The organism is Phaeobacter italicus, assembly GCF_019801785.1.
In the GTDB taxonomy this organism is placed as follows: domain Bacteria; phylum Pseudomonadota; class Alphaproteobacteria; order Rhodobacterales; family Rhodobacteraceae; genus Phaeobacter; species Phaeobacter italicus.
The window spans coordinates 820,454-835,885 of sequence record NZ_JAHVIJ010000001.1; the positions used below are offsets into that span (position 1 = coordinate 820,454).

Consider the following 15,432-nt stretch of genomic DNA (forward strand, 5'->3'; position numbering starts at 1 on the left):
AATTCTGCTATTCTTCGCTCTTGACCTAGGGGCATAGGCGGGTGGTTGCCCAGGGAGAGTCAGGGCTTTCACGCCGCCAGACAAAACGGTCATGCAGGCGAAATGCACCGTCAGCCCAGAACTCTATCTCCAGAGGTGTCAGCCGGTAACCACCCCAAAATGGCGGCCGATCGGGGTTGGATCCCTTGGTTGCGGTGACTTTGGCCACCTCTGCCATCAATGCCCCCCGGCTCGACAGCGGGCGCGACTGTGCCGAGGCCCAGGCCCCAAGGCGCGACTTCAACGAGCGGGATTTGTAATACTCATCCGCCTGCGGGCCATCTTCTCGGGTGATGATGCCGCGGGCACGGACCTGACGGCGCAGCGACTTCCAGTGCATGACAAACGCAGCCTTGCCCGCGCTGTCCAGCTCGCCCGCTTTTGCGCTTTCATAGTTGGTGTAAAAGACAAAGGCGCCGTCCTCGATTTCCTTCAACAGCACCATCCGGCAATTGGGCAGACCGTCAGGATCGACCGTCGACAGGGCAATCGCGTTGGGATCATTGATCTCGCTTTCTTCGGCCTCGCTCAACCAGCTGCGCGCGATGGCAAATGGGTCGTCTCCGGCAAAGATCCCGCTGCGATCGGACATGGCACACCTCTTTCGTTGTGTTGGTGAATTTCATCTGCGTCTGCGGCAACCTAGGGCCGGTTCGCTGCCGCGACAAGGGACTGCGCCCTTGATGCGCCGCGCGCGACATATTAAAGGTCATCAAATTCACAGTTCAGGGGCGGAGATCCTGCATGTCTAGTCAACTGATGGCCGGCAAACGCGGCCTTATCATGGGCCTGGCCAACGACAAATCCATTGCGTGGGGCATTGCCAAGGCCTGTGCCGATGCCGGGGCAGATCTGGCTTTCTCATATCAGGGAGAGGCGCTGAAAAAGCGCGTCGATCCGCTGGCAGAGCAACTGGGCAGCGATATCGTTCTTCCTTGCGATGTGTCCGACGAAGGATCCATCGATGCGTTGTTTGACGCATTGGAGGAAAAATGGGGCAAGCTGGACTTTGTGGTCCACGCCATCGGCTTTTCTGACAAGAACGAACTGCGCGGCCGCTACGTCGACACTAGCCGGTCGAACTTCCAGATGACGATGGATATCTCTGTCTTTTCGTTCACCGCCGTGATGAAGCGCGCAGAAAAGCTGATGACCGACGGGGGCAGTGCCCTGACGCTGACGTATTATGGCGCAGAACAGGTGATGCCGCATTACAATGTGATGGGCGTTGCCAAGGCCGCGCTTGAGGCATCGGTTAAATACCTGGCCGAAGATCTGGGCAAGGACGGTATCCGCGTCAATGCCATCTCGGCCGGGCCGATCAAGACCCTCGCCGCTTCGGGCATCGGTGATTTCCGCTACATCATGAAGTGGAACGAGCTGAATTCGCCTCTGCGCCGCAACGTGACCATTGATGATGTGGGCAATTCCGCGCTTTACCTGCTGTCGGACATGTCTGCCGGTGTCACTGGCGAAAACCTGCACGTCGATGCGGGCTATCACATTGTTGGCATGAAGGCCGTTGATGCGCCCGACATCGATGCCGCCACGGGACGCAAATAACCGTCCATCTGCGCAAAACCCCGGGCCATCCAGCCGTCTTTGGATGGGCGGCCCCGCTGGGATATGATGAAACATACAGAAGGCGCCGCAGAAAACCGCGCCCACAACAAGGACTGACAGGCCATGACCTTTGCCGCTTTTACAGCCTCTGTGCTGCTGTGTTTCATGGCTGCGATCAGCCCCGGCCCGGCCGTCCTGATGGCCGCACGCGTTGGCCTTGCACGCGGCTGGCGCAGCGGACTGGCGCTGGCCGTTGGCATCGGCACCGGCGCCATCATGTGGGCAGGCGCCGCGCTGTTTGGGCTGAACCTCCTGTTTGATTACGCGCCCTTCCTGTTGACGCTTCTCAAGATCGGCGGCGCTGCGTTTCTGATCTACATGGCCTGGAACATGTGGCGTCACGCGAGCGAGCCCATGTCGGAAGAAAGCGACGCCCGCCTGCCCCAAACCGCATTTGCCGCGTTCCGCCTCGGGATCCTGACCCAGATGTCAAACCCAAAGCCCGCCGCATTTTTTGGTGCCGTTTTTGTCGGCACCGTCCCCGAAGACAGCAGCGCGCTGGCCCTCGCCGCGCTTCTGTTCTGCATCTTTCTGGGTGAAGTCACCTGGAACACTTTTGTCGCGCGCATCTTCTCCTTTGAGAAAACGCGACGCGGGTATATCAACCTCAAACATGTGATCGACCGGATCTTTGGCGGCCTGCTGGCTGCTCTCGGCGTCAAGATCGCCGCCGTCTGACGCCCGCCGGATCCAAGCAGGAGCATCAAAAATGACCGACCGTCTGCCTCATGAAAAAGGCTTTCATATTTCCTGGGACCAAATCCACCGCGACAGCCGTGCGCTGGCGTGGCGTCTGGATGGCCAAGGCCCTGATGATGGCGCATGGCGCGCTGTTGTTGCGATCACACGGGGCGGCATGGCGCCGGCGATGATCGTCAGCCGCGAGCTGGACATCCGGGTGGTCGACACCATCGGCGTCAAGTCCTACCACCACCAGGAGCAGGGCAAGGCCGAGGTGCTGAAAGCCCCGGACGCCGAGCTGATGGGCGACGGAGAAGGCGTGCTGATCATCGACGATCTGGTGGACAGCGGCAAAACCCTGGAACTGGTGCGGGAAATGTATCCCAAGGCGCATTTTGCAACCGTCTACGCCAAACCCAAGGGCCGCCCGATGGTTGATACCTTCATCACCGAAGTCAGCCAGGACACCTGGATCTTCTTCCCGTGGGACATGGCGCTGCAATACGTCGAGCCTTACCGCGGCACCGACTGATCGGCCCCCAAGGCCAGACCACCAAGGCGCGCACCGAAGCAATCGGGCGCGCCTTTTTTCATGGCCCTGCCCCAATCGGCCCGTCCATGAGTGGAAAAATCGCCCGATGCACGCTTCTGCCCTTGCAAATCCCTACCGCTTGCGGCGGAGTATGCGCGGCCCTGCCCAACCTCGGGCCGAAAAGACCCACGATCACATAAGGCAACATCCGAATTATGGCCCAGACCCGCAGCTCCTCTGTTCAGAAGGGACCGACGCGACAGCACTCCCGCACCATGGACACATTCGTGTCCCCCATCGTGGAGTCGCGCCGATGGCTGGAGGGGCTGTCTCTGCCGGATGATCTGCCGCTGCTGAATCTCAGTCAGGCGGCCCCTGCCGACCCACCGCCTGAAGGGCTGCGCCGCGCCATTGCCGAGGCCGCGCTGAACGATGACGCAAGCCATCTTTATGGTGCTGTTCTCGGTCAGGACGCGCTTCGCGCAGAGCTTGCGCGCAAGATGTCCGATCACTACGCCGCCGAGATTTCAGCCCAGCAGGTAGCGATCACTGCAGGTTGCAATCAGGCCTTTGCGGCCACCATCGCCGCGATCTGCAAGGACGGCGATCAGGTCATCCTGCCGACGCCGTGGTACTTCAATCACAAGATGTGGCTCGATATGGAAGGGGTCGAAACCTGCCCGCTGCCCGTTGGCGAGGCCATGCTTCCCTGCCCGGATGCCGCGGCAGAACTGATCACCGACCGCACCCGCGCTATCGTTCTGGTCACACCGAACAACCCCTGCGGTGTGGAATACCCCGACGGGCTGGTGCGCCGGTTCTTTGACCTTGCGCGTGACCGTGGCCTGACGCTGATCGTGGATGAAACCTACCGGGATTTCGACAGCCGCGACGGTGCGCCCCACGCGCTGTTTCAGCTTCCCGACTGGTCCGACACGCTGATCCACCTTTATTCCTTTTCCAAGGCCTATCGCCTGACGGGCCACCGCCTTGGCGCGATCGCAGCCCACCCCGATCATCTCTACGAGATGGAGAAGTTCCTGGACACCGTTGCCATCTGCCCCGCACAGCTCGGTCAGGTTGGTGCGCTTTGGGGGTTGCAGAACCTGGACGACTGGCTGGCGGGGGAACGGCAAGAGCTGCTGAACCGGCGCGCCGCCATCGAAACAGGCTTTGGCCCCCTGGCAGAGCGCGGCTGGAAGCTGTTGGGCTGTGGTGCCTATTTCGCCTACGTCGAACACCCGTTTTCGCAGCATTCCGAGGATCTGGCGAAACGGCTGGTGCGCGAACTGGGGGTCATGATGCTGCCCGGCAGCATGTTCACACCCAAAAGCGAAACAGCCGGTCACCGCCAGTTCCGCATCGCCTTTGCCAATGTCGACGAAGACGGCATCAAGATGCTGTTTGATCGATTGGCGGGCTGGCACCCCTAGAACCAGCACCCACCTGATCGGGCTTTCCCCGCCCGCTCCCTTTTCTCTGATCGCGCCCAAGGCAGAGGTCACTTGCCCCGGACCGACCCGCAGCGTATTCAGAGCCAAACATATTCTGGCATCCCATCTGCCCCGCGCAGATCGCAGACCGACTTACGAGGACAGCATGGCCGCAGGCATGAAAAAACTATCAAAAACCTTTGTCTGGATCCTGATGGGGATGCTGATTGTCGGCCTCGCGGGGTTTGGCGCGGTGAATTTCACCGGGTCCGTCGGCTCTGTTGCCGTTGTGGGCGACCAGGAGGTGTCGGTTGATGACTATGCCCGCGAACTGCAGCGGGAACAGCGCGCGCTCGAGGCGCAGACAGGCCAGCGTATGCCCATCGCCCAGCTGACCACCCTTGGCCTTGACCGTGTGGTTCTGGGACGGCTGATCGCAATCGCGGCGCTTGATCAGGAAAGCAGCGATCTTGGCCTGTCCATCGGTGACGAAAACCTGTTTGAAGAAATCAGCCGCATTGAGGCGTTTCAGGATCCTGCGGGCAACTTCAGCCGCGAGAATTATCAGTTCGCGTTGGAAAACATCGGCCTGAACGAACGCGCCTTTGAGGCGGATCTGCGCCGCGAGTCCGCACGCACGCTGGTTCAAGGCGCCGTCATGGTCGGAACCGAGATGCCCGACACCCTGCGCGATACCCTGACCAACTACATCGGTGCGCGCCGCAGCTTTGACTGGCTGGTGATCGACCCTGCCTCCATCGCCCTGACAGCGGTTGAGCCGAGCGAGGAAGAGCTGCGCGCCTTTTATGACGCCAATATCTACCAGTTCACCCTGCCCCGCACCAAGGTCATCACCTACGCCGCCCTGCGCCCCGATGCGCTGGTCGATGAAATCGAGGTGGATGAGGCCGCCCTCCAGCAGCTCTTCAACGACCGCAGCGATGAATACCAGGTGCCAGAGCGCCGTCTCGTCGAACGTCTTGTTTTCGCGGATCAGGACGCCGCCGCCAGCGCCAAGGCCCAGCTTGACATCAACGGCACCACCTTTGAGGCACTGGTCGAAAACCGCGGTCTGACCCTGCAGGATATCGACATGGGCGATGTGACCATGGGCGATCTTGGCACGGCTGCGCAGGATGTCTTTTCCGCTGAGGTCGGCACTGTTGTCGGCCCTCTCGACAGCGACCTTGGCCCCGCGCTTTACCGGGTCAACGGCCGTCTTGAGGCCCGCGTGACCCAGCTTGATGATGTGCGCGACGAACTGCGCGCAGAACTGGCAACCGACCGCGCCCGCCGCCTGATCGAAACCCGTGCCGAAGACATCAACGACATGTTGGCCGGTGGCGCCACGCTGGAAGAGCTGGAGCAGGAACCCGGCATGGAACTGGGCCAGATCAACTGGCACACTGGCAGCTCGGATGGCATCGCAGCTTATGACGGCTTCCGCAGCGTGGCCTCCGCTGTCACCATCGAAGACTTCCCCGAAGTGGAGTTCCTCGAAGATGGCAGCCTGTTTGCCCTGCGCCTTGACGAAGAGCTGGAGCCGCGCCCCGAACCGTTTGAGGACGCACAGGACAAGCTGCGCGCGGCCTGGCAGGACAACCGCCTGCAAGAGGCGATGAAGGCAGAAGCAGACCGCGTGGCCGCTCTGCTGCGCAGCGGTGACGACCTGCCCGAAGATCTGATCCTCACCTCAGAAGAGGGGCTGACCCGAACCGCCTTTATCGAGGCAGCACCACAGGAAATGATGATCCGTGTCTTTGACATGGCACCGGGCGATGTGGCCGTCGTCTCGGACCCGCGCGCCACTGCTGTGGTGCGCCTGACCGAAGAGCTGCCAGTGGCCGAAACCCCGGAAATGGCGGCTCTCTCCGAGGCGATGGGCACCCAGCTGGATCAGGCGCTGGCTCAGGCCCTGTTCGAAGCCTTCGTGCAGGATGTCCAGACCCGCGCCGCGCCGCGCATTGATCCGCAGGCGCTGAGCGCTGTTCACGCGAACTTCCAGTAATCAAGGCACGCGACCCATGGCCCTGACCCCCGATTTCGACACTTTCGCCAAAGCCTACGAGGCCGGTGAAAACCAGGTTGTCTACACCCGCCTTGCCGCCGATCTCGACACACCTGTGTCGCTGATGCTCAAGCTGACAGGCGCGCAGAAAGACGCCTTCATGCTGGAATCCGTGACCGGCGGAGAGGTGCGTGGACGCTACTCCATCATCGGCATGAAACCCGATCTGGTCTGGCGGTGCCGGGGCGAGCTGGCTGAACTGAACCGCGATGCCCGCTTTGATGCCGATGCCTTTACCCCCTTGGACGGCAACCCGCTGGACCGGCTGCGCGACATCATCGCTGAAAGCCGGATCAACCTGCCTGATGACCTTCCTCAGGCGGCGGCGGGCCTCTTTGGCTATCTTGGCTACGACATGATCCGTCTGGTAGAGCATCTGCCCGACGTGAACCCCGATCCGCTTGGCCTGCCTGATGCGCTGATGCTGCGGCCCTCCGTGATTGCGGTGCTGGATGGCGTCAAGGGCGAGGTCACGGTGGTTTCTCCTGCCTGGGTCAGCGAAGGCCAGACTGCCAAGGCCGCCTACGCCCAGGCCGCTGAACGGGTGATGGATGCCGTGCGTGATCTGGAACGCGCCATGCCCGCCGAAAGCCGCGATCTGGGCGATGCCCATGAGGTGGCCCCACCGGTGAGCAACTTCACCAAGGATGGCTATATGGCTGCGGTGGAAAAGGCCAAGGACTATATCCGCGCAGGCGACATCTTCCAGGTGGTGCCGGCACAGCGCTGGACGCAAGCCTTCCCACAGCCGCCCTTTGCGCTCTACCGCTCGCTGCGGCGCACCAACCCGTCGCCCTTCATGTTCTACTTCAACTTCGGCGGCTTTCAGGTGATTGGCGCAAGCCCGGAAATTCTGGTCCGCGTCTTCGGGCAGGAGGTCACCATCCGCCCCATCGCAGGCACCCGCCCCCGCGGTGCCACGCCCGAAGAGGACAAGGCGCTGGAGGCCGATCTGCTGGCCGACAAGAAAGAGCTGGCAGAGCATCTGATGCTGTTGGATCTGGGCCGCAACGATACCGGACGGGTCGCCAAGATCGGCACCGTCCGCCCGACCGAGAAGTTCATCATCGAGCGTTACAGCCACGTGATGCACATCGTCTCCAACGTCGTGGGCGAACTGGCAGAGGACAAGGACGCGCTGGATGCCTTCTTTGCGGGCATGCCCGCAGGCACCGTCTCCGGCGCGCCCAAGGTCCGCGCAATGGAAATCATCGACGAACTGGAGCCGGAAAAACGCGGCATCTACGGTGGCGGTGTCGGCTATTTCTCGGCAGGCGGCGACATGGACATGTGCATCGCGTTGCGCACTGCCATCGTCAAGGATCAGAACCTCTATATCCAGGCTGGCGGCGGTGTCGTCTACGACAGCGACCCGGAGGCCGAGTATATGGAGACCGTCCATAAATCCAACGCCATCCGCCGCGCTGCAGCGGACGCCGCGCGCTTTACCGGCAACGGAAATGGCTGAGACACAAGGCTGACAGGGGCCACGCCCGCGCCCTGTCATCTTTCCCCAAATACACTCGCCGAAGGCAAAAGGCGCCGCTCCAATCGGAGCGGCGCCTTTTTTCTGGTCCAACTGTCATCCGCAGGGATAACAGCCGATTTACTCGGTGGGCAGCTTCGCCCGCAGACTGGCGGACACCGGCGCAAGGGACACCCGGCTCGCGCGATCCTGCAGCCCCCAAAGCAAGAGCGCGGAAATCGTATCGGGTTGCACACGCCCCAGCATGATCACAGCCCCCTCCTGCCCCGCACGAAACGCGGCCTGATCCAGAAACCGGCGGATTGCGCGTGGATCCTGCCCAGCCCCGTCAAAGTCGCGGAACACCACACCTGCCGGCATCCCGTTGCGCAGCGCCAGTTTCTGGACGGTGTTCAGCCCGGCGTCCTGCGTCACCATTCCATAGCCCATCGCGTCCAGCGCTGCCGCCATCTGGTCTGCCAACGGGCGGTTGCCCTGAAAGCCGGTCTGAACGCCTTCCAGCACCGCAACAGAGGACGGCAGCTGATCCAGCCAGACAGCCAGTGCTGTCTCTGCATCCTGCGGAGAGGCATCACGCGCCAGATCCGCCATCACCATGACCTCAAACCCCGCAGCGCGGTGCGCGCGCATCTTCTCCACTGCGCGCGGATCATCGGGATCCAGCGCAAAGGTCAGCGGATAGGGGAAATCCTGCAACGCCTCGGCGCCGATGGCATCCGCATCATCAATCAAGACGATCGACATCAGCGCGCGGCCCTCTTCAGGGGTAAACGCTTCGGCATTGGCCACAAATGGATCAAGCCCACGGGGCGCGACGCTTGCAGGCTCTGTCCCCTCGTCCGTCCGGTCGCGGTCCACCAGCGAACCGGCAGGCGTCCCGATGCGGGGGCGCGTGGTTTCTACCGCTTCGCCGGTGTTGGTTGTGGTCGGCAGGGCAGCGATCCGGCTCGGCTGGACGCCGCTGTCATCGCTCTCCTGCGCGGCCACCTCTGGTATCTGGGTGCCCACCTGTTCAGGTGCGGGCTGGCCCTGGCCTGGCAAAAGCGGCGTCGCGGTCGGATCGGGCACAGAGCCCAGGCTCGGCCCGCCAAGATCAGGCGCGGCCAGACCGGGGGTGCTGCTCGCCACATCCGGCGCGGGCAAGGCCGTCGCACCCTGAGTGCCATCAGATGACGCTGGTGATGTCGATGGATCAGTGACCGTCTCGCCGGGGCTTTCTGGCCGTGGTTCCGCCGTGGTCTCGCCAAGCGGGTTTTGATCCTGCGCCGGGCTTGTCGGTGCCGGGGGTTGGGCGGGCTCGGTAGAGACCACCAGATCCTGCTCCTGCCCCGGAGCATCCGGCGCGGGCAATGCATCAACGGGGGTCACGGGGGCATCGCGGGCGATATCGATCGCGGGCGCGCCAACGCCTCCTGGCGCGTCGCCAACGCTCCCTGCGGTGGTGCCGACCTGCGGACGCGCACCACCTGCGGTCTCCGCCTCAGAAAGGGCCGTCAGATCATCGCCCACTACCTGCGGATCCAGCGCCGCGGGAGGCGTTTCAACCAGATCAGGATCTGCGCCCACATCCTCGACCGGGCTGCTGTCTGCCGGATCTGTCACCGGTGCGCGGGCAGGTTCGGCAACGCTCACCTCAACAGACTGCGGAAGCGGCACCGACAGCGACCAGGCAACCGCACCAACTGCGGCCACCAAGGCCCCGAAACTCACGCCTCCAAGAAACCCTCGCATGTCTGATCTGCCTCTCGCTGCCTTCTGGAACGGTTGCGTTCTTTTGGTCAGACGCTCACCTCTGCGTCAAGAACCCCGATGCGGCCCCAGATGCAGTGATGTGGACTTGACGCTGCCGCGCAACCCTGAACATGTATGTCCCGACCACTATACTGCGGCGCGGCCCCGGCCCGCCAGCCCTTAAACGAGCCCCGCGACTATGCTGCTGCTGATCGACAACTATGACTCCTTTACCTACAACCTCGTGCATTATCTGGGGGAACTGGGCGCTGATGTGCAGGTCCACCGCAATGACGCGCTCAACGTTCAGGAGGCCATGGCGCTGAAGCCAGCGGGTATCCTGTTGTCCCCTGGCCCCTGTGATCCGGATCAGGCGGGCATCTGCCTGGCCTTGACCGAAGCCGCAGCAGAAACCAAGACACCATTGATGGGGGTTTGTCTGGGCCATCAAACCATCGGTCAGGCATTTGGCGGCAATGTCGTGCGCTGCAAGGACATCGTCCACGGCAAGATGGGGAGCATGCACCACAAGAACATCGGTCTGTTTGCGGGTCTGCCCACACCGTTTGAGGCCACGCGCTATCACTCTCTCGTGGTGGACCGCGACACGCTTCCTGACAGTCTGGAAATCACGGCAGAGCTGGAAGACGGCACCATCATGGGGCTCCAGCACAAGAGCCTGCCAATCCACGGCGTGCAGTTCCACCCGGAATCCATCGCCTCAGAGCACGGCCACAAGCTGCTGCAGAATTTCCTCGATGTGATGAAGGTGCCCGCATGAGCAATGAGATGAAGCCGCTGATCGACGCTGCAGCGGATCGCGCTCTGAGCCGCGACGAAGCCGAAGCCGCCTTTACCCACCTGTTTGAAGGCAACGCCACACCCAGCCAGATGGGCGGCCTGCTGATGGCCCTGCGCACCCGTGGTGAAACGGTGGATGAATATGCCGCCGCCGCCGCCGTGATGCGCGCCAAATGCAACCCTGTCGTGGCCCCAGCGGGTGCGATGGACATCGTCGGCACCGGCGGTGATGGCAAGGGCACGCTCAATATCTCAACCGCGACCGCCTTTGTCGTCGCGGGGGCCGGAACCGTTGTTGCAAAACACGGCAACCGCAACCTGTCGTCGAAATCCGGCGCGGCGGATGCGCTTGGCCAGATGGGCATCAACGTCATGGTCGGGCCAAAGGTGGCCGAACAGGCCCTGCGCGAAGCGGGCATCTGTTTCATGATGGCGCCCATGCATCACCCGGCCATCGCCCATGTAATGCCGACCCGGCAGGAACTTGGCACGCGGACGATTTTCAACATTCTTGGCCCGCTCACCAACCCAGCCAGTGTCAAACGCCAGCTGACCGGCGCGTTCAGCCGCGATCTGATCCGCCCGATGGCTGAAACGCTCGGCAAACTGGGATCAGAGCAGGCCTGGCTGGTGCATGGCTCGGATGGTACAGATGAGCTGACAATCACCGGCGTCAGCTGGGTTGCCGCCCTGAACCCCGATGGCAGCGTGACAGAAATGGAAATCCACCCCGAAGACGCAGGCCTGCCGCCCCACCCGTTCGAGGCCATCGTCGGCGGAACGCCCGAAGAAAACGCCAAGGCGTTTGAGGCCCTTCTGGCTGGTGAACCCTCTGCCTATCGCGATGCCGTATTGCTGAACTCTGCCGCGGCCCTGGTGGTTGCGGGTGCGGCAAGCGATCTGAAAACCGGCGCCGAGATGGCCCGCACCAGCATCGACAGCGGCGCTGCTCGCGGCAAGATCGAGGCCGTCGCCCGCATCACCACGGCCGCCGCCAACAAATGAGCGCCGATCTGGCGGGCCTGGGCGGCTGGTCCGAACTGCCGTTTTTCACCGAGAGTTACCCAGCTATCGCGCAAGCGGTAGCTGAAGATCCGCGCGTTATCCTGCCACCAACAGAGCAGCGGCTGGCGGCATTGTCCCTGACACCGCCCGAGGCAACCCGCGTTGTCATCTTGGGGCAGGACCCCTATCCGACCCCCGGCCACGCCCACGGGCTGGCCTTTTCCGTTGCGCCTGACGTGCGCCCGCTCCCCCGATCTTTGAATAATATTTTCAAAGAGTTGCAGGATGATGTTGGCGTCGTGAAACCGTCTGGCGACCTGCGCGGCTGGGCCCGCCAAGGTGTCTTGCTGCTCAACACCGTTCTGTCGGTGCCTACAGGGGAAGCCAACGGGCACAAGGCGCTTGGCTGGCAGCGGCTCGCACATGAGGTGCTGGCCCTGTCCAGTCGCCGCCCAACCGCCTATATTCTGTGGGGGAAACAGGCCCAAGGGCTTGAAAAATATATTCAACCGGGCGATCACCTGATCCTGAGGACCGCTCACCCCTCACCGCTGTCAGCGCGGCGCGGCTTTTTCGGCTCGCGCCCCTTTTCGACAGTAAACCGTTGGCTGACAGAGCAGTCTCAGCCAACCATCGACTGGAACGCGTGACCGGAGGCGTCAAGATGACTGAAACAGTGCTGGACAAGATCAAGGCCTACAAGCTGGAAGAGGTCGCCGCCGACAAGGCCGCCAAACCGCTCGAAGCGGTTGAGGCAGAAGCCCGCGAGGCCAGCCCCGTTCGCGGCTTTGCCAAGTCGCTGATGAACGCCAGCCGCGACGGTTATGGTCTGATTGCCGAAATCAAAAAAGCCAGCCCTTCCAAGGGTTTGATCCGCGAAGATTTCCATCCGGCTGCGCTTGCGAAGGCGTATGAAGCCGGCGGTGCCACCTGTTTGTCCGTCCTGACCGACACGCCCAGCTTTCAGGGGGCCAAATCCTTCCTGACCGAGGCGCGCGATGCCTGCTCTCTGCCAGCCCTGCGCAAGGATTTCATGTATGATACCTATCAGGTCGCAGAGGCCCGCGCGCTGGGGGCGGATTGTATCCTGATCATCCTTGCCTCTGTGTCCGATGCCCAGGCCGCTGAACTGGAAGCCGCTGCCTTTGAATGGGATATGGATGTCCTGCTGGAGGTCCATGACGAGGAAGAACTGCACCGCGCCTGCAAACTGAAATCACCTTTGCTTGGCATCAACAACCGCAATCTCAAGACATTTGAGACCACGCTCGACACCACCCGCACGCTGTCGCGCCTGGTTCCTGTGGACCGCACAATCGTGTGCGAAAGCGCGCTGTCCACCCCCGCCGATCTGGCGGATATGGCCCGCTATGGCGCGCGCACGTTCCTGATCGGTGAAAGCCTGATGCGCAAAGATGACGTGACTGCCGCCACCCGCGAAATCCTAGCCAATCCGCTGATGCCGGGAGCAATGTGATGGCGCTGACCCATTTTGATGGCAAGGGCGATGCCCATATGGTTGATGTCTCGGACAAGGCCGTGACGTCCCGCATCGCTACTGCCGAAGGCCACATCACGATGGCGCAGGAAACCTTTGATATCATTTCAGAAGGTCGCGCGAAAAAGGGGGATGTTCTGTCTGTTGCCCGCCTCGCGGGGATCATGGGTGCGAAAAAGACTCCGGATCTCATCCCGCTCTGCCACCCGCTTCCGGTGACCAAGGTTGCGGTCGAGCTGACCCTCGACCCGGATCTGCCCGGTGTGCGCGTGGAAGCCACAGTAAAAACCACCGGCCAAACCGGAGTTGAGATGGAAGCCCTGACCGCCGTCTCAACCGCAGCCTTGACCGTCTACGACATGGCCAAAGCGGTTGATAAGGCGATGGAGATTGGTGGCATCCGCGTAATCCTGAAAGATGGCGGAAAATCAGGAAGATACGAGGCATAAATGATCTTAGTTTCCGACGCCCTCGACACGCTTCTTGATCTGGTTACCCCGATGGCGGCAGAGACTGTGCCGCTGCGCGCTGCCGCAGGTCGGGTTCTTGCAGAGCCCGTCTCGGCCAAGCGCGATCAACCCCCATTCGCCGCATCAGCCATGGACGGCTACGCGCTCAAGTCGGCTGAGGTCGAGAAAGACGCGATGTTCAAGGTCATTGGCGAAAGCGCGGCGGGTCACGGGTTTACCGGGCGTGTCGGCGCCGGTCAGGCCGTTCGGATTTTCACTGGCGCTCCAGTTCCTGAAGGCGCGGATTTCGTCGTCATTCAGGAAGATATCAGCCGAAGCGGAAACCTGATCACCATCGCAGATCACCCGGGAACATCGACCAACATTCGCCCTAAGGGCGGCGATTTCCAGATCGGCACCACCATGGATGCCCCCCGTGTTCTGGGCTCGGCCGATATCGCCCTTCTCGCTGCCATGAACATTGCCCAGGTGCCGGTGCGCAAACAGCCAACGGTCGCCCTCATCTCTACCGGTGACGAACTGGTCCTGCCTGGCGACACACCCGGACCGGATCAGATCATCGCGTCCAACACCTTTGGGCTTGACGCATTGCTGACAGCCGCAGGGGCGCGGGTCCGCATCCTGCCTATTGCGCGGGACACGGAAAGCGATCTTCGCACGGCATTTGAACTGGCGCAGGACGCAGACCTGATCGTGACCATCGGAGGTGCATCTGTCGGCGATCACGATCTGGTCGCGGGTGTCACCGAAACCCTTGGTATGTCGCGCGCCTTTTACAAGGTGGCGATGCGGCCGGGCAAACCACTGATGGCCGGAACACTTGGCCAAAGCGCTATGGTAGGATTGCCCGGAAATCCTGTTTCAGCAATGGTTTGCGGGCATATCTTCATCTTGCCAATGTTGCGCGCGATGCTCGGTCTCGGGACAGATACACCTGCGCTGCTCACCGCGCCGCTTGCCCATCCCGTATCGGAAAACGGCCCGCGACAGCACTATATGCGTGGTCGGTTCGATGGCCAGTCAGTGCACGTTTTCGACGATCAGGACAGCGCGCGGCTGACCCTTTTGGCAGAGGCAAATGTGCTGGTGGTCCGCCCGCCCAAGGATGGCGCCCGCGCCACTGGCGAGCGCGTCAATTACCTGCCGATCTAAACGCCAGACGCCAGCGCCGATCCTAAAAACCTGGCGGCGCCGCGCCTCTATACCCGCCTGAACCACAGGATGACCCGCAGGATCGCGGGTCAACTGCACGCTTTTGTGCAGGTTTTCTGGCGGCAGACGTTGACACAAAACGGGAACATGCGTAGAACAAAAGGAAACATCGAGCTGTGAGAGGAACGTCATGCTGACGAAGAAGCAATTGGATTTGCTGGATTTCATCCACACCCGCCTGCAAAAAGATGGTGTTCCGCCCAGTTTCGACGAGATGAAGGTTGCGCTGGACCTGCGATCAAAATCGGGGATCCACAGGCTGATCACCGCGTTGGAGGAGCGGGGCTTTATCCGCCGCCTCGCCCATCGCGCCCGCGCGATCGAGATCATTCGCCTTCCGGACAGTCTGGGCGGCGCGGCCGAGGATGTGGCCGAGGCACCCACCCCCGCAAATCAGGGCACCGCGCCGGCCGCTGCAACCATTGCAGCGATGGAACTGCCGGTGATGGGCCGCATCGCTGCCGGTGTCCCGATCGAGGCAATCAACCAGATTTCGCATCAGGTCGCTGTACCTGCCTCTATGTTGTCGGCCCAGGGCCAGCACTTTGCGCTGGAGGTACGGGGGGATTCCATGATCGAGGCGGGCATCAACGATGGGGATATCGTGGTGATCCGCGAAACCTCTGTCGCGGATGATGGCGATGTGGTTGTTGCCCTTGTTGAGGGGCAAGAGGCCACGCTGAAGCGGATCTATCGCAAAGGCACGTCTGTCGCCCTTGAAGCGGCCAACCCCGCCTATGAAACCCGGCGCTATCGTCAGGATCAGGTCAAGGTGCAGGGCCGTCTGGTCGGATTGATCCGAACCTATTGATCTGCCCCTTGGCTGATTGGGGTTGACTGGTTTTGCTCACAG

The 15,432-nt window shown here is 62.0% G+C and carries 15 protein-coding genes; 13 read left to right on the forward strand and 2 right to left on the reverse strand.

The features are described 5' to 3' along the window. Nucleotides 1-25: 25 nt before the first annotated feature. Complete coding sequence (pdxH, locus tag KUV39_RS03805) at nt 26-631, reverse strand: pyridoxamine 5'-phosphate oxidase (RefSeq protein WP_008559500.1); 606 nt, start codon at nt 629-631, stop codon at nt 26-28. A 152-nt stretch (nt 632-783) separates the two neighbouring features. On the opposite strand from pdxH, the gene fabI reads away from it, so the two are divergent. The 6 genes from fabI (at nt 784) to trpE (ending at nt 7,844) form a co-directional block, all read left to right on the forward strand. After that, a complete protein-coding gene (gene fabI, locus KUV39_RS03810) occupies nt 784-1,602 on the forward strand; it encodes an enoyl-ACP reductase FabI (protein WP_168613494.1) in 819 nt (272 codons plus the stop codon). Nucleotides 1,603-1,725: 123 nt separating this feature from the next. Continuing rightward, nucleotides 1,726-2,340, forward strand: a complete 615-nt coding sequence (locus tag KUV39_RS03815) for a LysE family translocator (protein WP_008559331.1) — start codon at nt 1,726-1,728, stop codon at nt 2,338-2,340. 31 nt (nt 2,341-2,371) lie between these two features. Then, the gene (gene gpt / locus KUV39_RS03820) at nt 2,372-2,875 is read left to right on the forward strand and encodes a xanthine phosphoribosyltransferase (RefSeq protein WP_008559751.1); all 504 of its coding nucleotides are present in this window, start codon (nt 2,372-2,374) and stop codon (nt 2,873-2,875) included. A 275-nt stretch (nt 2,876-3,150) separates the two neighbouring features. Beyond that, nucleotides 3,151-4,308 (forward strand): aminotransferase, encoded by a 1,158-nt coding sequence (locus tag KUV39_RS03825; RefSeq protein WP_222458969.1) that lies wholly within the window; start codon nt 3,151-3,153, stop codon nt 4,306-4,308. Between the two features lie 166 nt (nt 4,309-4,474). Further along, complete coding sequence (locus tag KUV39_RS03830) at nt 4,475-6,316, forward strand: peptidylprolyl isomerase (protein WP_222458970.1); 1,842 nt, start codon at nt 4,475-4,477, stop codon at nt 6,314-6,316. Nucleotides 6,317-6,332: 16 nt separating this feature from the next. Further along, nucleotides 6,333-7,844, forward strand: a complete 1,512-nt coding sequence (gene trpE / locus KUV39_RS03835) for an anthranilate synthase component I (protein ID WP_050672334.1) — start codon at nt 6,333-6,335, stop codon at nt 7,842-7,844. A gap of 138 nt (nt 7,845-7,982) precedes the next feature. Here the strand turns inward: trpE and KUV39_RS03840 are convergent, their stop codons facing one another. Further along, nucleotides 7,983-9,593: a divergent polysaccharide deacetylase family protein gene (locus KUV39_RS03840; protein ID WP_222458971.1), complete on the reverse strand. Its 1,611-nt coding sequence runs from the start codon at nt 9,591-9,593 to the stop codon at nt 7,983-7,985. A 199-nt stretch (nt 9,594-9,792) separates the two neighbouring features. Here KUV39_RS03840 and KUV39_RS03845 point away from each other — a divergent pair, with 199 nt between their 5' ends. The 7 genes from KUV39_RS03845 (at nt 9,793) to lexA (ending at nt 15,390) form a co-directional block, all read left to right on the forward strand. Continuing rightward, nucleotides 9,793-10,374 carry an anthranilate synthase component II gene (locus tag KUV39_RS03845; RefSeq protein ID WP_222458972.1) on the forward strand — a complete coding sequence of 194 codons (582 nt, stop codon included), beginning with the start codon at nt 9,793-9,795 and terminating at the stop codon, nt 10,372-10,374. Beyond that, nucleotides 10,371-11,399 (forward strand): anthranilate phosphoribosyltransferase, encoded by a 1,029-nt coding sequence (gene trpD / locus KUV39_RS03850; RefSeq protein ID WP_222458973.1) that lies wholly within the window; start codon nt 10,371-10,373, stop codon nt 11,397-11,399. The genes KUV39_RS03845 and trpD overlap by 4 nt, the downstream gene beginning before the upstream one ends. Continuing rightward, nucleotides 11,396-12,049 carry a uracil-DNA glycosylase gene (locus tag KUV39_RS03855; protein WP_222458974.1) on the forward strand — a complete coding sequence of 218 codons (654 nt, stop codon included), beginning with the start codon at nt 11,396-11,398 and terminating at the stop codon, nt 12,047-12,049. Before trpD ends, KUV39_RS03855 begins: the two co-directional genes overlap by 4 nt. 14 nt (nt 12,050-12,063) lie before the next feature. Next, a complete protein-coding gene (trpC, locus tag KUV39_RS03860) occupies nt 12,064-12,876 on the forward strand; it encodes an indole-3-glycerol phosphate synthase TrpC (RefSeq protein WP_008561865.1) in 813 nt (270 codons plus the stop codon). Further along, entirely contained in the window at nt 12,876-13,346 is a 471-nt protein-coding gene (moaC, locus tag KUV39_RS03865) for a cyclic pyranopterin monophosphate synthase MoaC (protein ID WP_037302343.1), read from the forward strand. The genes trpC and moaC overlap by 1 nt, the downstream gene beginning before the upstream one ends. Then, complete coding sequence (locus KUV39_RS03870; protein WP_222458975.1) at nt 13,347-14,519, forward strand: molybdopterin molybdotransferase MoeA; 1,173 nt, start codon at nt 13,347-13,349, stop codon at nt 14,517-14,519. It abuts the gene before it with no gap. A 190-nt stretch (nt 14,520-14,709) separates the two neighbouring features. Beyond that, complete coding sequence (lexA, locus tag KUV39_RS03875; RefSeq protein ID WP_222458976.1) at nt 14,710-15,390, forward strand: transcriptional repressor LexA; 681 nt, start codon at nt 14,710-14,712, stop codon at nt 15,388-15,390. Nucleotides 15,391-15,432 lie beyond the last annotated feature (42 nt).